Origin of the sequence: Herbaspirillum sp. CF444 (genome assembly GCF_000282135.1) — a bacterium.
Classification (GTDB): Bacteria; Pseudomonadota; Gammaproteobacteria; order Burkholderiales; family Burkholderiaceae_D; genus Herbaspirillum.
Map to the genome: position 1 here is coordinate 45,445 of NZ_AKJW01000061.1, position 18,477 is coordinate 63,921.

Below are 18,477 nucleotides of genomic sequence, written 5' to 3' on the forward strand. Positions count from 1 at the left end.
TCCATACCCGCCCACACCCGCTACAATAGCGCCCACGCCCCCGTAGCTCAGTGGATAGAGCGATCCCCTCCTGAATGAATTGGGCACCGGCATCCGAAAGGCGCCGCGTGAATGGAGTCAAATTCGGTGAACCCTGACAGCGCTTGCAGTGCTTATGCTGCAAACGGCTGCTGGCAATACCGAGCCAAGCCGCACCGGGTTGTTGTCGTGCGGAAGGTGTAGAGACTAGACGGCTCCGGCCTGCGGACTATATGTCCATGGCCAAGGTATAGTCCAGACCACAAACAAGTTATTTGGTGGCGAAAGCCATGGTGGTACGAAGGGATAGGTCACACGTTCGATCCGTGTCGGGGGCGCCAGACAGGAAGTACAAAAAAAGCGCAGAAGATATTGTCTTCTGCGCTTTTTCTTTTTGCGGGCCGCCATTCGTGCCTGGTGTTTCCAGGCATTCGCTCCCGACCTCGGTTTCCGACTTTAATGGCCTTGATAAACTTTGTCCCGCTCGACTTGCGCAGGCGGGGCAGAGGTCGGTGCGGCCGGGGATTCGGAGTTCGGATTTTTCGACCAGCCGAAGAAATTGGACAAGGCATCGACCACGCCGCCACCTTCCGTACCCAGCGAGGCGACGAAGCCCTCGCCCGGCGAGAAGTTGTCGTAATAAGGTTCGTTGTCGACAAACCTGATGCCGGCTGGCGCCGGCATGTCGGATTGCGGCACATTTTTGAGCGCGACGCCCATGTAATCCACCCAGATCGGCAAGGCCAGCTGTGCGCCGAATTCCTTGCTGCCCAGCGTCCTGGGCTGGTCGTAACCCATCCAGACCACGGTCGTCAGCGTGCGCTGATAGCCGGCGAACCAGCCGTCCATCGCATCGTTGGTGGTGCCGGTCTTGCCGGCCAGGTCGGTGCGCTTGAGCGTGTTGCTGCGCGCGCCGGTACCGCGTTGGGCGACCGATTGCAGCAGGCTGGTCATGACGTAGGCGTTGCGTTCGTCGATGGCGCGCGGCGCGTTGTTGCCGACGATCAGCGGGTCTGCCTTGGACAGAACCTTGCCGCGTGCATCGGCGATTTGCGTGATCAGGTAAGGATTGATCTTGTAGCCGCCGTTGGCGAAGATCGCATAAGCGGACGCCAGCTGCAGCGGCGTGGTCTGGCCGGCGCCCAGCGCCATGGGCAGGTAAGGCGGCACCTTGTCGATGTCGAAGCCGAAATGGCTGGTGATGAAGTCTTGCGCATATTTCACGCCGATGGCGTCAAGGGTGCGGATCGCCACCAGATTGACCGATTTTTGCAAGGCGGTGCGCATCGACATGGGACCGGCCGGAGGATCATCATCCTTCGGTTCCCAGTTCGGCTGGCCGCTGCCGGCAGGGTAGGACACCGGCGCATCGTTGATGATACTGGCCGGGCCGAAGCCTTTTTCCAACGCCGCCGAATAGATGAAAGGCTTGAAGGTCGAGCCCGGTTGGCGCCACGCCTGCGTCACATGGTTGAAGTTGTTTTGCGTGAAGTCGAAACCTCCGACCAGCGCGCGAATCGCACCATTCTGCGGCGTCACCGACACCAGCGTGGCTTCCACTTCAGGCAACTGCACGATCTGCCAGGTTTTCCTGGCGTCCTGCATGACGCGGATGACGGCGCCCGGTGCGATGCGGATTTCCTTCTTGGCCTTCGGCCCCAGCGCCGCCGCAACGAATTTGAGCGTGTCGCCGCTCAGCGTGATCTTGTCGCCGCTGCGGATCACGGCCTGGATCTGTTTCGGATCGGCCGATACTACCACGGCGGCGAGGATGTCGTCGTTGTCCGGATGGTCGTCCATGGCGTCGTCGATGGCCTGTGCGCGATCGTCGTCGCCCGACGGCAATTCGATGGTTTCTTCCGGACCGCGATAGCCGTGGCGGCGGTCGTAGTCCATCACGCCCTTGCGCACGGCGTCATAAGCCGCCTTCTGGTCGGCGGCGTTGATGGTGGTGGTGACGGTGATGCCGTGCGTGTAGGTGTCTTCCTTGTACTGCGCATAGACCATCTGGCGCACCATTTCATTCACGTACTCGGCGTGGACGTTGTACTGGTTGCCGGGTGCGCGCACCTGGATGTCTTCCTTCACGGCGGCGTCGTATTGCGCTTGCGTGATGTATTCCAGATCCAGCATGCGTTGAAGGATGTATTGCTGGCGGATGTGGGCGCGCTTCGGGTTGACGATCGGGTTGTAGGCCGACGGCGCCTTCGGCAAGCCGGCCAGCATGGCGGCCTGCGCCAGCGTGACGTCCTTGATGTCCTTGCCGAAATAGGTGCGTGCCGCTGCGGCAAAGCCGAAGGCGCGTTGACCCAGATAGATCTGGTTCATGTACACCTCAAGGATCTGGTCCTTGCTCAGCGTGGCTTCGATCTTGTTGGCCAGCAGCACTTCATAGAGTTTGCGCGAGAAGGTTTTTTCCTTTGTCAGGAACACATTGCGCGCCACCTGCATGGTAATGGTGCTGGCGCCTTGGCTGGCGTGGCCTTTGATCAGGTCGGTCGCCAGTGCGCGTGCGATACCGATGTAGTCGATGCCGCCATGCTGATAGAAACGATAATCTTCAATCGCCAGCACCGCGTTCTTCACGTTGGCGGGGATGGCGTCGAGTTTGACCAGGCTGCGCTTTTCTTCGCCGAATTCACCGAGCAGGACGTTGTCGGCGGAATAGATGCGCAGCGGAATCTTCGGACGATAGTCGGTGATGACGTCCAGCGACGGCAGGCGCGGATTGATGAAGATCAGTGCGTAAGCAATGATCAGCGCGCCGATGATCGCCAGTCCGAGGACCGAGAAGGCGAGGAACTTGGCAATGTTGGGATTCAGAAAACCGCGTTGACGGGAAGCTTGTGGCAAACGAGAGTTAAAGCGCATGGTCATTGTGAGTGAAGGGCGTGCCGTATCTTACAACAAGGGGTGGGCCGGGCTGCCGTTCTGTGGCCAAACCGGGCCGGGATTATGTTTCCAAATGTATGCGGCGGCCTGTCTAGTGTTGGTTTTGGTGCAGGAACATGCAAAAAATGCATCGTTTGTTGTTGGCCGGTAATTATCCTTGCCGTGCCGGGGCTTTATAAGCGGAAGATTGTGCTTAGATTCAGCTTGAAATTCAGCCCGGATCGAGCTTAGATTCACCAAGCCTGCGCGCAATCGGTACAATGCGGTCTTTCTTCATTAATTCAGTCGCGGCAAAGCAGCTTCTGCCCGGCCTTCGATTTCATCCCTCGGCATACCTATGGCAGTCATTTCTCTCTCCAATGCGCAGCTCGCATTCGGACACGTTGCGCTTCTCGATCACGCGGAGTTTTCCCTTGAAACCGGCGAACGCGTCGGTCTGATCGGCCGCAACGGCACCGGCAAGTCGTCCTTGCTGAAAATTATCGCCAGCGTTTCCAAACTGGACGACGGCCTGCTGGTGATGCAGCAAGGGCTGAAGATTGCCTATGTCGACCAAGAGCCGCATTTCCCGGCGGAGATGTCGATTTTCGACGCGGTCGCCTCGGGCCTCGGCGAATTGCCGGCGCTACTGGCCGAATATGAATCGTTGACCGGCCAGTTCGGCGGCGACAACGACGACGCGCTGATGGAGCGCATGCACGATATCCAGGTCAAGCTCGATGCCGCCGATGCGTGGAGCCTGAATCACAAGGTCGAAACCACGCTGGACAAGCTCAACCTCAAAGGCGACGCGCTGATCGGCGCCTTGTCCGGCGGTATGCAAAAGCGCGTGGCGCTGGCATGCGGCCTGGTCGGCGCGCCCGACGTGCTGCTGCTGGACGAACCGACCAACCATCTGGATTTCGGCTCCATCCTGTGGCTCGAAGCCCTGCTGCGCGACTACAAGGGCAGCGTGCTGTTCATCACCCACGATCGTAGCTTCCTCGACAACGTCGCCACACGCATCATCGAACTGGACCGCGGCAAGATCCTGTCTTTCCCCGGCAACTTCAGCACCTATCAGGCGCGCAAGGCCGAGTTGCTGGCCAATGAAGAAGTCGAAAACGCCAAGTTCGACAAATTTCTCGCGCAGGAAGAAGTCTGGATCCGCAAGGGCGTGCAGGCGCGCCGCACCCGCGACGAAGGCCGCGTGCGCCGTCTCGAAGCCTTGCGCCAGGAGCGCAGCGTGCGCCGCGACCGCCAGGGCCAGGTCAAGCTGGAAGTCTCTTCCGGCGAACGCTCCGGCAAGATCGTGGCGGAACTGGAAAACGTCAGCAAGTCTTACGGTCCGAAGACCATCGTGCGCGATTTCACCGGCACCATCATGCGCGGCGACAAGGTCGGCCTGATCGGCCAGAACGGTGCCGGCAAGACCACCTTGCTCAAACTGATTCTCGGCGAAGAAACGGCGGACGCCGGTACGGTCCGTCAGGGCACCAAATTGCAGGTCGCGTATTTCGACCAGATGCGCACTCAGCTCAATGAGGAAGCCACGCTGGCCGACACCATCGCGCCGGGTAGCGACTGGGTGGAAGTCAACGGCCAGCGCAGGCACGTGATGACGTATCTGGGCGACTTCCTGTTCGCGCCGGAACGCGCGCGTTCGCCGGTGCGCACCTTGTCGGGCGGCGAGCGCAACCGCTTGCTGCTGGCGCGTCTGTTCGCCAAACCGGCCAACGTGCTGGTGCTCGATGAACCGACCAACGACCTCGATATCGACACGCTGGAGCTGCTGGAAGAATTGCTGGAGGAATATACCGGCACCGTGTTCCTGGTCAGCCACGACCGCACCTTCCTCGACAACGTGGTGACCCAGGTGATTGCCTCCGAAGGCGATGGCGTGTGGCGCGAATATGTCGGCGGCTACAGCGACTGGGAGCGCGTGCGCGCCAACATGCAGGCGACGGCGAAGAAGGCGGACAGCAAGCCTGAATCCAAGCCGGCGGAAGTGCAGGCGGCGCCTGCCGCCGCAGCAGCCAAGCCGAAGAAACTCAGCTACAAGGAACAGCGCGAACTGGAAGAATTGCCCAAGCTGATCGCGCAACTGGAAGAAGAGCAGGCGGCGATTTCCGCCAAGCTGGCCGATCCGGATCTTTACAAGCAAGGCGCGGATGCAGCGGTGCGCCTGAATGCGCGTTTCGCCGAGATCGACGGTTTGTTGCTGGAAAATCTGGAACGCTGGGAAGTGATCGAAGCGCGTTCCAAGGGGTAATCAGTTCTGCAGAGACGGCGTCTTCAATCTGAATTCAACCTCAATTGGGACGCCGGCTTGCATGGCGCAACTCCGGCAGTTTCTCGCGCATGATGTCGGCATCTTCGGCATCGGGGCGCAAGGCCAGATAGGCTTCCAGATCGTCCAGTGCGGCCTGCGGCTCCGCCATGTTTGCATACGCCAGCCCGCGATCGCGGCGCTCGGTAATTTCATCCGGCAATAAAATCACCAGACGTTCCTGCACATCGAGCACGCGCTGCCAGCGTTGTGCGTCGGTGAAGATTGCTTTCAAATTGCGCAGCATGCGGGTGAGGATCTCGCGCGGGTGCGCCGCGCGCAGATAGGCGGCAAGCGGCAGCTCGTCGCCGTATTCCTGTTGCTCCAGATAGGGTTCCAGCCGTTCTTCCAGTTCTTCGCGCGACAGGCTGGAACCGTTCATCGGGTCCAGCACGATGTCGCCGGACTGCACCGACAGTTTCATCAGGAAGTGGCCGGGGAAGGAAACTCCCTTCATGTTCAGGCCGATCTGCTGCCCTAGTTCCATGTATACCACCGCCAGCGAAATCGGAATGCCGCGGCGCGACGTGATGACGCGATGGATGTAGCTGTTGTCGGGATCGTAATAATTGTTGATGTTGCCGGCGAACGCCAATTCCTGGAAAAAGAAATGGTTGAGCATGCGCAGTTTTTGAATATGCGATGCATCGGCGGAGAGACGCTGCTTCAGCTTGAGCGCCAAGGTGTCCATCTCGATCTGGCAAGCGGAAAAATCCAGATCGGGATACGCATCCTGGCCCAACGCCAGAGCCGATTCAAATAACGGAATCGAATCGTCTTGACGAACCAGCGAAGAAAAATATTCGAGCGGTGTAAGCGTCATATGTCGATCATGCTATCAAAATATATGCGCTTGTGAAATGTTTGCCTGGCAATAGGGCGTCAAAGCAACATTGTCAGGGAAAATATAGGGCTGCAAGTGGTCAGCGGCCAATGCGTTTAAAGTCGCGGAAGCGGAATCCCATCGCCATCAATGCGCCGAAATAAGCAATGCCGCAGGCGGCAAACACCAGCATCAGCGCGCCGACGCGTTCGGCCGGATGTGCGCGCATGGCGATCCAGTCAAAATGCCGCGCCACCGCAAGCGCCACGCCGGCGAGCAGGAACAGGGCGCCGGTCAGCTTGATCAGGAACATGCGCCATCCCGGTTGCGGCGTGTAGATGTTGCGACGGCGCAGTCCCCAGAACAGAAACGCCGCATTCAGGCAGGCGCCCAGCCCGATGGACAAGGCCAGGCCGGCATGGGCGATCCAGGGGACAAAAATGTAATTCATCAGCTGCGTCGCAATCAGCACGCCGATGGCGATCTTGACCGGTGTGCGGATGTCTTGTTTGGCGTAGAAGCCGGGCGCGAGAATCTTCACCAGAATCAGGCCGATCAGGCCGACGCCATAGGCGACCAAGGCATTGCCGGTCATGGCCACCGACAAGGTGTCGAACTTGCCGTAATGGAACAAGGTCGCGGTCAGCGGTTCCGACAGCGTCGCCAGGCCGACGGCGCAAGGCAGCGCCAGCAAAAAGGTCAGGCGCAGGCCCCAGTCGAGCAGGGAGGAGTATTCCACCATGTCGTTTTCGGCATGCGCGTTGGACAGGCTGGGCAACAGGATCGTGCCGAGCGCCACGCCGAGCAGCGCGGTGGGGAATTCCATCAGGCGGTCGGCATACGACAGCCACGACACGCTGCCATGCGCCAGGCGCGAGGCGATGTTGGTGTTGATCATCAGGCTGATCTGCGCGGCCGAGACGGCGAACACGGCCGGTCCCATCTTCTTGAGCACGCGTTTGACGCCTTCATCCGAGAGTCCGATCATCGGATTGAGATACAGGCGCGGCAGCATGCCGATCTTGGTCAATGCGGGAATCTGCAGCGCGACCTGCAATACGCCGCCGACGAAGACCGCGAATGCCATCGCGTAGATCGGCTGATCCATGTAGGGCGCAACGAACAGCGAAGCCACGATGAAGGAGACATTCAGCAGCACCGAGGTAAAGGCCGGGATTTTGAACTCCCGCCAGGTGTTGAGGATGCCGCCGGCCAGCGCCACGAAGGCCATGAAACCGATATACGGAAACATGATCCGCGTCATCATCACGGAAGCGTCGAAGGCGCCCTGATTGTATTTGAGACCGGTGGCGATGAAGTAGACGATGACCGGCGTGGCGAGGATGCCGACGATGCTGGTGGCCAGCATGACCCAGATCAGCACTGTTGCCACATGATCAACCAGGTTCTTGGTGGCGGCGTCGCCTTTCTGGTTCTTGTACTCGGCGAGGATGGGGACGAACGCCTGCGAGAAGGCGCCTTCGGCGAAGAGGCGGCGCAGCAGGTTGGGAATGCGGAACGCCACGTTGAACGCATCCGTATAGGCCGAGGCGCCGAATGCGCGTGCAAACAGGATTTCTCTTGCGAGGCCGGTAATGCGGGAGAGCATCGTCATGCCAGAGACGGTGGCAAGCGTTTTATGCAAGTTCATGGGACGGCATTATAGCTTTCGTTTTTGATGCGGCAGGTGCTTTGATGCCGTTGTGGGCGAGGTTGATGGCGTTTGAGGAGGCGCGGGTCGGAAGGTTCGGCAAGGCAAGAAATTGGGTCGGCGAGTTTGTTGATTCCAGGCAATTTAGCCGCTTTGCAACAGGGTGTTGGCGATAGTGGGGTTGTATTTGCCAGTTTGATGAAAAATGGTTATAATCCGTGGCTTTACAGAATTCCGCCTCGCAAGTTATCAAGATTGCGATGCTCTCGATCTCGATTTAGGATAATTATTCATGGCAAATACCGCACAAGCACGCAAACGTGCTCGTCAAGCTGTTAAGCAAAACGCGCACAACTCCAGCCAACGTTCGACTCTGCGTACAGCAATCAAGGCTGTTCGCAAGGCGATCGCTGCAGGCGACAAGGCTGCTGCGACTTCCGTGTTTCAATCGTCGGTTTCGACCATTGACAGCATCGCTGACAAGAAAATCATTCACAAGAACAAGGCTGCTCGCCATAAGAGCCGCCTGGCTGCTGCCCTGAAGGCACTGGCTGCTTAATTCTTGTTGCTGACCGGATCCTTTGCTTAGGTAAAGATCCGCGCAATGCAGAATCGATAGCGATGTCGATTCGAAAACATCAACCCGCCCAAGCGATTTGGCGGGTTTTTGCGTTTTCAGGCGTCATTCTGCGTGGCTTGCTGTTTGTGCCTTGTCTGTTATTGACGCTATTTGGCGCCGCGACGTCGCCGTGGGCGTTGCGGGCTTGTTGTCAGATGTTTAACGCGGCAAGCCTTCAATCACCGTGCCCGGTTTGATGTTCTTTTGCTTGAACCAGCCCTTGTTCATTTCCAGGGCGTAGGTCGCCGCCTTGGTCGCGCAATGCGAATCCAGGGTTTGTTCCTTCATTTCCTCGATATTGATGATCTTGCCGGTTTCGTCCATGAAGGCGACCGAAAGCGGGATCAGCGTGTTCTTCATCCACATGCAGACGCCTGCCGGCTGGCCGAAGGCGAACACCATGCCTTCATTGGCGCCCATTTTGTCCCGGAACATCAGGCCTTGCTCGCGCTGGGCTTCGGTCGAGGCGACTTCCGCCTTGATCAGATACAGGCCGGCGTTGAGTGTGACGGTGGGGAATTTCTGAAGTTGCTGGGAGTGGGACGGGAGGGCGGTCGCGAAGGCGGCAAGTGCGGTGAGCAGTGCAAGTGAACGGCGCATGATGAATTTGTTGTGAGGGTGACGAACGATCAGCGGATTATAGCGAGGATGGATTGTTCGTGGCGCATCGACGTTCTGCCGGGCGCCGGAGCGCGAATCGATGAATCAGGCGCAGAAATGAAAAAAGGCAGGACGAGCCTGCCTTTTAGTCGTGCGAAAGCTTAGATTACTTAGCAGCAGCGTCAGCAGCTGGAGCGGCCTTCTTAGCCTTCTTGGCCTTGTGGCCCTTCTTCGCTTTCTTAGCCTTTGGTGCAGCTGCTTCAGTCTTGGCAGCGTCAGCAGCTGGGGCAGCAGGAGCTGCAGCTTGTGCGAACACGGAAGTTGCGAACAGACCAGCGATCAGAGCGGCGATCAATTTTTTCATTTTGCAGTCCTTCAAATTTAACATGTTAAGAAAACGGTGATTCTCGTGAATCATTGCCAATAACGACGTGCAGGAGGCTTGGTTGACAGAAAATTCCAAAAAAGAAAATTTCTTTGCATCCCGCGTAGTATGAGGATTTTTTGTCAGTGTATTGTCAGGTTTGGCGATTCAGCTCTGAAGGATCCACGGCCTTCCATTCACCCGGCATGAGCGGGTGCGTATGCAGGGAAAACGGGCCGATGGCGATGCGCACCAGTCGCAAAGTAGGCAGGTCTACTGCGGCCGTCATGCGGCGCACCTGACGGTTCTTTCCTTCGGATATCTTGATGGTCAGCCAACTGGTCGGCTGGCTCTGCCTCACGCGTATCGGCGGATTACGCGGCCACAGCCAGCCGGGCTCTTCAACATGTTTCACTTCGCTTCGCTGCGTGACGAAATCGCCCAGATCGAGCGGATTGCGCAGGCGGTCCAGCGTATCGCGATCGGGTACGCCGTCGACTTGCACCAGATAGATTTTCGGCTGTTTGCGTTTGGGATGGCTGATTTCATGCTGCAGTTCACCGTCGTCGGTAAGCAGCATCAGGCCTTCGCTATCGGCATCAAGACGACCGGCGGGATAAATGTCGGGGATGTCGAGGTAATTGGCCAGCGTATCGCGCTCAGGATGTGCCGAAAATTGGCACAGGACCTGAAACGGTTTGTTGAACAAGATCAAAGGCATGCTTGAGCTGAAGAGGTATTGAATCGAATAGGTAGCGGTAACGTATGCGGCAGCGCGTCGGGGTAAATGTTACAGCCTGGGTATTGCAAAGGCACGACATTCAGTAAAATACTGATGCATACCAAAAGTGGTATCTTATGTCTTATATAAGATGTTGCTTTATTTTACTTCCTGAAGTCGCTTGCGGATTCCGGTTCAGAATGGCCGACCGTGACCATTCACGCTTTTTCGCTTCATTCCGTTTAGTTTAATTGTCGGAGACAACGATGTACCAACATATCAACGTGCCGTCTGAAGGTAAGAAAATTACCGTCAACGCAGACTTTTCCCTCAATGTCCCGGACAATCCGATCATTCCATTCATTGAAGGCGACGGCACCGGCAGCGACGTCACGCCTGTCATGCTCAAGGTCGTCAATGCCGCAGTTGAAAAAGCCTATGGCGACAAGCGCAAGATCAGCTGGATGGAAATCTATGCCGGCGAGAAATCAACCAAGCTGTACGGCGAGGATGTCTGGCTGCCGGAAGAGACCGTTGCCGCCGTCAAGGAATACATTGTCTCGATCAAGGGACCGTTGACGACGCCGGTCGGCGGTGGCATCCGTTCGCTCAACGTGTCGCTGCGCCAGCAACTGGACCTGTATGTCTGCCTGCGCCCGGTGCGCTACTTCAAGGGGGTGCCGTCGCCGCTGCGCGAGCCTGAAAAGACCAACATGGTCATCTTCCGCGAAAACTCGGAGGACATTTACGCCGGCATCGAATGGCAGGCCGGCTCCGAAGGCGCCAAAAAGCTGATCGACTTCCTGGTCAAGGAAATGGGTGTCAAGAAGCTGCGTTTCCCCGAGACCTCCAGCCTGGGCATCAAGCCGGTTTCGCAGGAAGGCACCGAGCGTTTGGTGCGCAAGGCGATTCAGTACGCGATCGACCACGACAAACCATCGGTGACGCTGGTCCACAAGGGCAATATCATGAAGTTCACCGAAGGCAGCTTCCGTGACTGGGGCTACGCTCTTGCGCAGAAGGAGTTCGGCGGCGTGATCATCGACGACGGTCCATGGGTCCGCGTGAAAAATCCGAAGACCGGTCGCGATATCATCGTCAAGGATTCGATCACCGACGCCTTCATGCAGCAGATCCTGCTGCGCCCGGCGGAGTATAGCGTCATTGCCACGCTGAACCTGAATGGCGACTACATCTCGGACGCGCTGGCGGCACAGGTCGGCGGCATCGGTATTGCTCCCGGCGCCAACATGTCGGACTCCGTGGCCATGTTCGAAGCCACGCACGGTACGTCGCCAAGATATGCCGGCAAGGATTACGTCAACCCGGGTTCGCTCATCTTGTCGGCGGAAATGATGTTGCGCCACATGGGCTGGACCGAAGCTGCGGCCATCATAGTCGAAGCGATGCAAACGACGATTTCTTCGAAGAAGGTGACGTATGACTTCGCGCGCCTGATGGAAGGGGCGACGCAGGTGTCCTGCTCCGGTTTCGGCGATGCTGTTATCGAGAACATGTGATCTGATGAGGGCCGGCAGCTTTGCTGTGCTGCAATTGATCGAAGGCCGGGCGACCGGCCTTTTTTATGCCGCTGTCCCGGGCGAGCGGACATAAAAAAAGCTCCTGCAGAGCAGGAGCTTTTTAGCAAAGCGGTTAGGACTTAAGCCGCGGGAGCTTGAATGTTGGAAGCTTGCTTGCCTTTGGGGCCTTGCGTGACTTCGAACTGAACTTTTTGACCTTCTTTGAGGGTCTTGAAGCCGTTCATCTGAATTGCCGAGAAGTGTGCGAACAAATCTTCACCGCCGTCGTCCGGAGTGATAAAGCCAAAGCCCTTAGAATCGTTGAACCACTTGACTGTACCTGTTGCCATAAAAGCATCTTTCAATTAATAAAAAATCACACGAGCCGTTAAAGCAAGAAGCCTCGCGAGATTGAAACGTCCGCAGCCCCCCTTAAACTTGCCCCCTTCGTATTAACAAGCAGTAACTACTTATCAATGAATTCCATTGTTCTCGTTAAAAATACAAAAGTCAAGCTGTTTTCAGTGGAATTATTAAGCTTTTGTTCACTCGATGGGAGGCGGTGCTCTTGATTTACGATAAATAAGCGTTATCTGCGGACTATCAGGAAAACGCGTAATATCTAATTTAATTTGGATATTTTCTTCATCGTTGTGCGTTGCACAGTTGATTGATGGTTTTAGAATAGATGCATGGCAACCAAGCACGATAATGATAACGGTACAGTCCTGGCGCGGCAGGAGCAAAAGCTCAAGCCGCCTCCTATGTACCAGGTATTGTTGTTGAACGATGACTATACGCCGATGGAATTCGTCGTCGCAGTCATTCAGGAGTACTTCAACAAAGACCGTGAAACGGCGACGCAGATTATGCTCAAAGTTCACCGCGATGGGAAAGGTATGTGTGGTGTGTATCCGAAAGATATCGCATCCACAAAAGTTGAACTCGTATTAACCCACGCTAGGAAAGCAGGGCATCCCCTGCAGTGCGTGATGGAGGAAGCATGATTGCGCAGGAATTGGAAGTCAGTTTGCACATGGCATTTGTTGAGGCCAGACAGTCCCGTCACGAATTTATCACGGTAGAGCATTTGCTCCTCGCCCTGCTGGACAATCCATCGGCGGCGGAAGTGTTGCGCGCGTGCTCGGTCAATATCGACGATCTGCGCAAGACGCTGACCAATTTTATTACCGATAATACGCCGACCGTTCCCGGCACCAATGAAGTCGACACGCAACCGACGCTGGGTTTCCAGCGCGTGATTCAGCGCGCGATCATGCACGTGCAGTCGGCTTCCAACGGCAAGAAGGAAGTGACCGGCGCCAACGTGCTCGTCGCCATCTTCGGCGAGAAGGACTCGCACGCTGTCTACTATCTGCATCAACAGGGCGTAACCCGCCTGGACGTAGTCAATTTCATTTCTCATGGTGTGCGCAAGGATCAGCAAGTCGATTCGCAAAAAGCGCCTGAAGGAGCGGAAGACGTGCAGACCGAAGGCCAGCAAAAGGAAAGTCCTCTCGATCAGTTCACCCAGAATCTGAACAAGGCTGCCGCAGAAGGCAAGATCGATCCGCTGATCGGCCGCGACGCCGAAGTCGAGCGTGTGATCCAGACCTTGTGCCGCCGCCGCAAGAACAATCCGTTGCTGGTCGGCGAAGCCGGCGTCGGCAAGACCGCCATCGCCGAAGGCCTGGCATGGCGCATCACCCAGAGCGACGTGCCGGAAATCCTCAAGAACGCCGTCGTGTATTCGCTCGACATGGGCGCTCTGCTGGCCGGCACCAAGTATCGCGGCGATTTCGAGCAACGCCTGAAAGCCGTTCTCAAGCAATTGAAGGACAGCCCCAACGGCATTCTCTTCATCGACGAAATCCACACCATCATCGGCGCCGGTTCGGCTTCGGGTGGCACGCTGGACGCATCGAATCTGCTGAAGCCGGCATTGTCCAGCGGCCAGCTCAAGTGCATCGGCGCGACGACTTACACCGAATTCCGCGGCGTCTTCGAAAAAGATCACGCCTTGTCGCGTCGCTTCCAGAAGATCGACGTCAACGAGCCGACCGTCGAGCAGACCATCCAGATTTTGCGTGGTTTGAAGTCCAAGTTCGAAGAGCACCATGGCGTGAAGTATTCCGCTTCCGCGCTGACTTCCGCAGCCGAGCTGGCAGCACGCTTCATCAACGATCGTCATTTGCCCGACAAGGCGATTGACGTCATCGACGAAGCCGGCGCCGCGCAACGCATCCTGCCGAAGTCGAAGCAGAAGAAGACCATCGGCAAGTCCGAGATCGAAGAGATCATCTCCAAGATCGCGCGCATTCCGCCGCAATCCGTCAATCAGGACGACCGCACCAAGCTGCAAACGATTGATCGCGACCTCAAGAACGTCGTGTTCGGTCAGGATCCTGCGATTGAAGCATTGGCGTCCGCCATCAAGATGGCGCGTGCCGGGCTGGGCAAGACCGACAAGCCGATCGGCTCCTTCCTGTTCTCCGGTCCGACCGGCGTGGGCAAGACCGAAGTGGCGAAGCAACTGGCATTCATCCTCGGCATCGAGCTGATTCGTTTCGACATGTCCGAATACATGGAACGTCATGCGGTCAGCCGTTTGATCGGCGCGCCGCCGGGTTACGTCGGTTTCGACCAGGGCGGTTTGCTGACCGAAGCGATCACCAAGAAGCCACATGCCGTGCTGCTGCTGGATGAAATCGAAAAGGCGCATCCGGATATTTTCAATATCCTGCTGCAGGTGATGGATCACGGCACGCTGACCGACAACAACGGTCGCAAGACCGACTTCCGCAATGTCATCATCGTGATGACCACGAATGCCGGCGCAGAAAGCCTGCAAAAGCGTTCGATCGGTTTCACCGACAAGAAGGAAGCCGGCGACGAGATGGCGGACATCAAGCGCATGTTCACACCGGAATTCCGCAACCGGCTGGATTCGATCATCAGCTTCGGCGCGCTGGACGAGGAAATCATCCTGCGCGTGGTCGACAAGTTCCTGATGCAACTGGAAGAGCAACTGCACGAGAAAAAAGTGGAAGCCGTATTCTCGGACACATTGCGCAAGTTCCTGAGCAAGAAGGGCTTCGATCCGCTGATGGGCGCGCGTCCGATGTCGCGTCTGATCCAGGACATGATCCGCAAGGCGCTGGCCGACGAACTGCTGTTTGGCCGTCTGGTCAACGGCGGCCGCGTCACCGTCGAGCTGGACGACAAGGATCAGGTCAAGCTGGAATTCCCCGAAGGCGACGATCCGACGCCTCCGCCGGAAGAACCGCAGGAAAAGCTGGAAGTCGAATAAAGCCGTCTCGACAACGTCGGCGCATCGCGAGGTGTGCCGGAGCAGCAAGCAGCAGAACCAACAAAAAGGCCGGAACGTTTGATCGTTCCGGCCTTTTTGCTTTGTTGCCTGTCTTGTTGCTCCGCTGCTGGCACGGTGCATCGCTTAGACGAACCGGAAGCTATCCGGAAGCGCGTGATGGCATTCGGTGTACCGTTCCATCACCGGGTTCGCATCACGGCGTCAGCGGCTTCCCTGAAGCCTGTTTGGCCTTGAGCGCTTGCGTCGACTTGTCGATCATGGTCATGCGATAAGCAGTCGCCGGATGCAACGCCGTGTAACCGTTCGGTACGCTGGCGGGATACTGCGACGCCAGGCGCTGCCAGAAGGCCGCATAGCCGTCGATGCTGTAGCCGGCGCGCACCAGCATGTACAGCGCCATATTGTCGGCTGCGGCGTCCAGATCCTGCGGATACGGACGAATGCCGCCGGTGCCGGCCGTCGCGGTCGGATCCGGCTGTGCGCGCATCAGGTTGTCGATCACGCCGCCGGTGGTCGCCACCATGCGCTGACGAATGGCATGCCCCAGCGAGTTGTGCGCCATGTCCTTGGCGATCAGGTAGGCCAGCTCTTCATCCGACTTCGCAAAATTCATCATGCCGCGCGTGATCAGCACGCGGCGGCCGTCGGCGTAGGTATTGACGTTGTCGGCGTTGCCCAGCTCGATGCTGAAGGCACAGGCCAGCGTCAACGGCACGATGACGTTTTGTTGTGCCTTGTTGCGCATCACGGTCAGCTTGATCGGCGCGCGGCCGTTGGTGACCAGAGGTCCCAGCAAATTGGCGGCCTGGCGCTCGGCGTCGGGGCCTTGCTGCAGAGGCTTGTCGGCAACCGCGAGCAACACGTCGCCGCGTTGAATGCCGCTCTTGGCGGCGCCGCTGCCGGGCAACACGCCGGTGACTTGCAGGCGATCGTCAAAACCCAGCGATTGCGCCGCGTTGACGAACTCCGTCGGATAGGAATACTTGTTCTTGGCGGTGAAGCCGAGCAGGTTGCGCGCGTTGCCGCGGCACAGCGGCGCGTTGCCGGTCAGCAGCGGCGCCGCGACGTTGTACAGGCGATCCTGCTGCGCCGTCAGCGCGCGCAGGGCGACCTGATCGGGCGTCAACACGGACGCCTTGACGGCTGCGGGCGCTGTCACGGTTTGCGCCGGTTTATTGAGGTTGCCGCCATCCTGCGGTGTGACGCATGCTGCGAGTAATGCTGCCGGAACGACGGCCAGCGCTATTTTTATTTTTCCCCAATATTCCTGGTGTCTTGCGCGCATCCAATACTCCTTAATGTTTGCCGGTGCTGCCGAAGCCGCCTGCGCCGCGTTCGCTGCTGTCGAATTCTTCAACCACGTTGAAGCCGACCTGCATGACGGGAACGATCACGAGTTGCGCCAGGCGCTCCATGGGGTTTAGGACAAACTCGGTCTGGCCGCGGTTCCATGTCGAGACCATCAATTGCCCCTGATAATCGGAGTCGATCAGCCCCACCAGATTGCCCAGCACGATGCCGTGCTTGTGGCCCAGGCCGCTGCGCGGCAGGATGATCGCCGCATAGCCGGGATCGGCTACATGGATTGCCAGGCCGGTCGGGATCAGATGCGTGGTTCCCGGTGCGATCGTCAGCGGCGCGTCCAGGCAGGCGCGCAGGTCCAGTCCGGCGCTGCCGGCGGTGGCGTAGGCGGGCAGTTGGTCTTTCATGCGCGGGTCGAGGATTTTGACGTCGATAGTTTTCATGGGAACAAAAATAATAAAAGTTAAAAATCAGTGAGTGCTTGATGCGGACAGGCGATGCGCAATCTCGCGCACCAGTTGCCGCGCCAGCGTTTGCTTATCGGCGCGCGGCAGGCTGGTGTGGCCTTTGTCGTCGAACAGCGTCAGCGCGTTTTCATCCTTGCCGAACGTCTGATGGCCGATGTTGCCGACCAACAGGGGAATATTCTTTTTCATACGTTTGGCGGCGCCGTATTGTTCGAGGTTTTCTGACTCGGCCGCAAAGCCCACGCAGTAAGGACGTTTCGGCAAAGCGGCGACGTCGGCGAGAATGTCTGCATTCTGTTCGAACGACAATTGCAGGCTGCCGTCGTCGGCGTTCTTCTTGATCTTCTGGTTGCTGACGTTGGCGACGCGCCAGTCGGCCACCGCCGCCACCGCGATGAAGACATCCTGTCCCGCCACGTTGGCGAACACCGCATCATGCATTTGCTGCGCCGTCTGCACATCGATGCGGCGCACGCCGTAAGGTGCATCCAAAGCCGTCGGACCGGATACCAGCACGACTTCGGCGCCGGCTTCCCGTGCCGCGCGCGCAAGCGCATAGCCCATCTTGCCTGACGACAGATTGGTGATGCCGCGCACCGGGTCGATCGGCTCGAATGTCGGTCCTGCCGTCAGCAGCACGCGGCGGCCGGCCAGCAGCTTGGGCTGGAAGACGGCGATGATTTCTTCCAGCAGTTGTTCGGGTTCCAGCATGCGGCCATAGCCGACTTCGCCGCAGGCCTGGTCGCCCGAATCGGGGCCGAGCAGCTTGATGCCGTCCTGCTGCACCTGCGCGATGTTGCGCTGGGTCGCCGGGTTCTGCCACATCTCGACGTTCATGGCCGGGGCGATCATCAGCGGCACGCCATGCGGACGCGCCACGCACAGCGTCGACAGCAAGTCGTCGCAAGCGCCGTGCGCGAGTTTGAAGATGAAATCGGTGGAGCAGGGGACGATCACGATCGCGTCGATGCCGCGCGTCAGGTCGATGTGCGGCATGTTGTTCTCGATGCGCGCATCCCATTGATCGGTGTAGACCGTGTTGCCGGTCAGCGCCTGCATGGTGATGGTGGTGATGAACTGCGTCGCCGCCTGGGTCATGACGACCTGCACCGAAGCGCCGGCCTTGCCGAGGCCGCGTGCGAGTTCGGCAGCCTTGTAGCATGCCACGCCGCCGGTCAGGCCGAGAAGGATTTTTTTGCCAGCGAGGTCCATTGCCTTACTCCTTATAGAACTCATTCATGACGACTGCGGCAGCCATTAAGCAAGCGACCGCAGCCTTGCCGTCCGACATCTATTTGCCGACGCGGCGCAACTCATCCAGCACGAACAATACCGCACCTACGCAGATCGCACTATCGGCGATGTTGAACGCCGGCCAGTGCCAACTGCCGACGAAGACGTCGAGGAAGTCGATCACGTGACCGTACACGACGCGATCGATCACGTTGCCGATGGCGCCGCCCAGGATCAGCGCCAGCGCCCAGCAGAACATGCGCTGGCCGGCGTGCTTGCGCAGCAGGTAAATGATGTAGATCGCCGCAGCAATGCCGATGGCGGTGAACAGGTGGCGTTGCCAGCCCGACTCGGCCGCGAGGAAACTGAAAGCCGCGCCTTTGTTATACACCAGCACCAGATTGAAGAAGCCGGTAATCGGCCGCGATTCGCCGTAGTGGAACAGTTTGAGGATCGTGATCTTGGACAGCTGATCCAGCAGCAGCACGATCAGCGAAATACCCAGCCATGGCAGCAGGCTGTTGTTATTGCTGGAGCTGGGCATGAGGCGTTTTTTATTGGAGGCCATGGATGATGAATGCGGACGTGGATGATATCGAGGGAGAAAGCCGGCACGCGCTATTCGTCA

At 58.1% G+C, this 18,477-nt stretch carries 16 protein-coding genes; 5 read left to right on the forward strand and 11 right to left on the reverse strand.

From position 1 onward, the window contains the following. Positions 1 to 474: 474 nt before the first annotated feature. Complete coding sequence (locus tag PMI16_RS13105; protein ID WP_007880213.1) at positions 475 to 2,895, reverse strand: penicillin-binding protein 1A; 2,421 nt, start codon at positions 2,893 to 2,895, stop codon at positions 475 to 477. A 352-nt stretch (positions 2,896 to 3,247) separates the two neighbouring features. Between PMI16_RS13105 and PMI16_RS13110 the strand changes: the two genes are divergently transcribed. Next, on the forward strand, positions 3,248 to 5,161 hold the full coding sequence (locus tag PMI16_RS13110) for an ATP-binding cassette domain-containing protein (RefSeq protein WP_007880214.1): 1,914 nt from the start codon (positions 3,248 to 3,250) through the stop codon (positions 5,159 to 5,161). Between the two features lie 40 nt (positions 5,162 to 5,201). Here the strand turns inward: PMI16_RS13110 and PMI16_RS13115 are convergent, their stop codons facing one another. Continuing rightward, a complete protein-coding gene (locus PMI16_RS13115) occupies positions 5,202 to 6,041 on the reverse strand; it encodes a SirB1 family protein (protein WP_007880215.1) in 840 nt (279 codons plus the stop codon). A gap of 100 nt (positions 6,042 to 6,141) precedes the next feature. Continuing rightward, on the reverse strand, positions 6,142 to 7,692 hold the full coding sequence (gene murJ, locus PMI16_RS13120; protein ID WP_007880216.1) for a murein biosynthesis integral membrane protein MurJ: 1,551 nt from the start codon (positions 7,690 to 7,692) through the stop codon (positions 6,142 to 6,144). Between the two features lie 292 nt (positions 7,693 to 7,984). Here murJ and rpsT point away from each other — a divergent pair, with 292 nt between their 5' ends. After that, the gene (gene rpsT, locus PMI16_RS13125; protein ID WP_006463174.1) at positions 7,985 to 8,251 is read left to right on the forward strand and encodes a 30S ribosomal protein S20; all 267 of its coding nucleotides are present in this window, start codon (positions 7,985 to 7,987) and stop codon (positions 8,249 to 8,251) included. A 219-nt stretch (positions 8,252 to 8,470) separates the two neighbouring features. Here rpsT and PMI16_RS13130 read toward each other — a convergent pair whose 3' ends face one another. The 3 genes from PMI16_RS13130 to PMI16_RS13140 all read right to left on the reverse strand — a co-directional run bounded on the left by PMI16_RS13130 (position 8,471) and on the right by PMI16_RS13140 (position 9,996). Continuing rightward, positions 8,471 to 8,911: a DUF192 domain-containing protein gene (locus PMI16_RS13130; RefSeq protein ID WP_007880219.1), complete on the reverse strand. Its 441-nt coding sequence runs from the start codon at positions 8,909 to 8,911 to the stop codon at positions 8,471 to 8,473. Between the two features lie 166 nt (positions 8,912 to 9,077). Next, positions 9,078 to 9,275: a hypothetical protein gene (locus tag PMI16_RS13135; RefSeq protein ID WP_034380497.1), complete on the reverse strand. Its 198-nt coding sequence runs from the start codon at positions 9,273 to 9,275 to the stop codon at positions 9,078 to 9,080. Between the two features lie 154 nt (positions 9,276 to 9,429). After that, on the reverse strand, positions 9,430 to 9,996 hold the full coding sequence (locus tag PMI16_RS13140) for a pseudouridine synthase (protein ID WP_007880221.1): 567 nt from the start codon (positions 9,994 to 9,996) through the stop codon (positions 9,430 to 9,432). 266 nt (positions 9,997 to 10,262) lie between these two features. Between PMI16_RS13140 and icd the strand changes: the two genes are divergently transcribed. Next, positions 10,263 to 11,516 (forward strand): NADP-dependent isocitrate dehydrogenase, encoded by a 1,254-nt coding sequence (icd, locus tag PMI16_RS13145; RefSeq protein WP_007880223.1) that lies wholly within the window; start codon positions 10,263 to 10,265, stop codon positions 11,514 to 11,516. A 140-nt stretch (positions 11,517 to 11,656) separates the two neighbouring features. Here the strand turns inward: icd and cspE are convergent, their stop codons facing one another. Further along, positions 11,657 to 11,866: a transcription antiterminator/RNA stability regulator CspE gene (gene cspE, locus PMI16_RS13150; RefSeq protein WP_007880225.1), complete on the reverse strand. Its 210-nt coding sequence runs from the start codon at positions 11,864 to 11,866 to the stop codon at positions 11,657 to 11,659. Between the two features lie 342 nt (positions 11,867 to 12,208). Between cspE and clpS the strand changes: the two genes are divergently transcribed. Together clpS and clpA are read left to right on the forward strand one after the other, a co-directional pair. Further along, positions 12,209 to 12,523 (forward strand): ATP-dependent Clp protease adapter ClpS, encoded by a 315-nt coding sequence (clpS, locus tag PMI16_RS13155; RefSeq protein WP_007880228.1) that lies wholly within the window; start codon positions 12,209 to 12,211, stop codon positions 12,521 to 12,523. Next, positions 12,520 to 14,826, forward strand: coding sequence for an ATP-dependent Clp protease ATP-binding subunit ClpA (gene clpA / locus PMI16_RS13160; protein WP_007880229.1), 2,307 nt, complete (start codon positions 12,520 to 12,522; stop codon positions 14,824 to 14,826). Before clpS ends, clpA begins: the two co-directional genes overlap by 4 nt. Positions 14,827 to 15,040: 214 nt before the next feature. Here the strand turns inward: clpA and PMI16_RS13165 are convergent, their stop codons facing one another. The 4 genes from PMI16_RS13165 to lspA form a co-directional block, all read right to left on the reverse strand. Beyond that, a complete protein-coding gene (locus tag PMI16_RS13165) occupies positions 15,041 to 16,132 on the reverse strand; it encodes a M48 family metallopeptidase (RefSeq protein ID WP_007880231.1) in 1,092 nt (363 codons plus the stop codon). Between the two features lie 10 nt (positions 16,133 to 16,142). Beyond that, the gene (dut, locus tag PMI16_RS13170) at positions 16,143 to 16,592 is read right to left on the reverse strand and encodes a dUTP diphosphatase (protein WP_007880233.1); all 450 of its coding nucleotides are present in this window, start codon (positions 16,590 to 16,592) and stop codon (positions 16,143 to 16,145) included. Between the two features lie 27 nt (positions 16,593 to 16,619). Further along, a complete protein-coding gene (gene coaBC, locus PMI16_RS13175) occupies positions 16,620 to 17,828 on the reverse strand; it encodes a bifunctional phosphopantothenoylcysteine decarboxylase/phosphopantothenate--cysteine ligase CoaBC (protein WP_007880234.1) in 1,209 nt (402 codons plus the stop codon). Between the two features lie 79 nt (positions 17,829 to 17,907). After that, on the reverse strand, positions 17,908 to 18,417 hold the full coding sequence (gene lspA, locus PMI16_RS13180; RefSeq protein WP_007880235.1) for a signal peptidase II: 510 nt from the start codon (positions 18,415 to 18,417) through the stop codon (positions 17,908 to 17,910). Positions 18,418 to 18,477: the final 60 nt, after the last annotated feature.

Excerpts from the sequence above, each read along its gene's own strand:
- PMI16_RS13105 (WP_007880213.1), bottom strand. The coding sequence starts at position 2,895 with ATGACCATGCGCTTTAACTCTCGTTTGCCACAAGCTTCCCGTCAACGC.
- PMI16_RS13110 (WP_007880214.1), top strand. The coding sequence starts at position 3,248 with ATGGCAGTCATTTCTCTCTCCAATGCGCAGCTCGCATTCGGACACGTT.
- PMI16_RS13115 (WP_007880215.1), bottom strand. The coding sequence starts at position 6,041 with ATGACGCTTACACCGCTCGAATATTTTTCTTCGCTGGTTCGTCAAGAC.
- murJ (WP_007880216.1), bottom strand. The coding sequence starts at position 7,692 with ATGAACTTGCATAAAACGCTTGCCACCGTCTCTGGCATGACGATGCTC.
- rpsT (WP_006463174.1), top strand. The coding sequence starts at position 7,985 with ATGGCAAATACCGCACAAGCACGCAAACGTGCTCGTCAAGCTGTTAAG.
- PMI16_RS13130 (WP_007880219.1), bottom strand. The coding sequence starts at position 8,911 with ATGCGCCGTTCACTTGCACTGCTCACCGCACTTGCCGCCTTCGCGACC.
- PMI16_RS13135 (WP_034380497.1), bottom strand. The coding sequence starts at position 9,275 with ATGAAAAAATTGATCGCCGCTCTGATCGCTGGTCTGTTCGCAACTTCC.
- PMI16_RS13140 (WP_007880221.1), bottom strand. The coding sequence starts at position 9,996 with ATGCCTTTGATCTTGTTCAACAAACCGTTTCAGGTCCTGTGCCAATTT.
- icd (WP_007880223.1), top strand. The coding sequence starts at position 10,263 with ATGTACCAACATATCAACGTGCCGTCTGAAGGTAAGAAAATTACCGTC.
- cspE (WP_007880225.1), bottom strand. The coding sequence starts at position 11,866 with ATGGCAACAGGTACAGTCAAGTGGTTCAACGATTCTAAGGGCTTTGGC.
- clpS (WP_007880228.1), top strand. The coding sequence starts at position 12,209 with ATGGCAACCAAGCACGATAATGATAACGGTACAGTCCTGGCGCGGCAG.
- clpA (WP_007880229.1), top strand. The coding sequence starts at position 12,520 with ATGATTGCGCAGGAATTGGAAGTCAGTTTGCACATGGCATTTGTTGAG.
- PMI16_RS13165 (WP_007880231.1), bottom strand. The coding sequence starts at position 16,132 with ATGCGCGCAAGACACCAGGAATATTGGGGAAAAATAAAAATAGCGCTG.
- dut (WP_007880233.1), bottom strand. The coding sequence starts at position 16,592 with ATGAAAACTATCGACGTCAAAATCCTCGACCCGCGCATGAAAGACCAA.
- coaBC (WP_007880234.1), bottom strand. The coding sequence starts at position 17,828 with ATGGACCTCGCTGGCAAAAAAATCCTTCTCGGCCTGACCGGCGGCGTG.
- lspA (WP_007880235.1), bottom strand. The coding sequence starts at position 18,417 with ATGGCCTCCAATAAAAAACGCCTCATGCCCAGCTCCAGCAATAACAAC.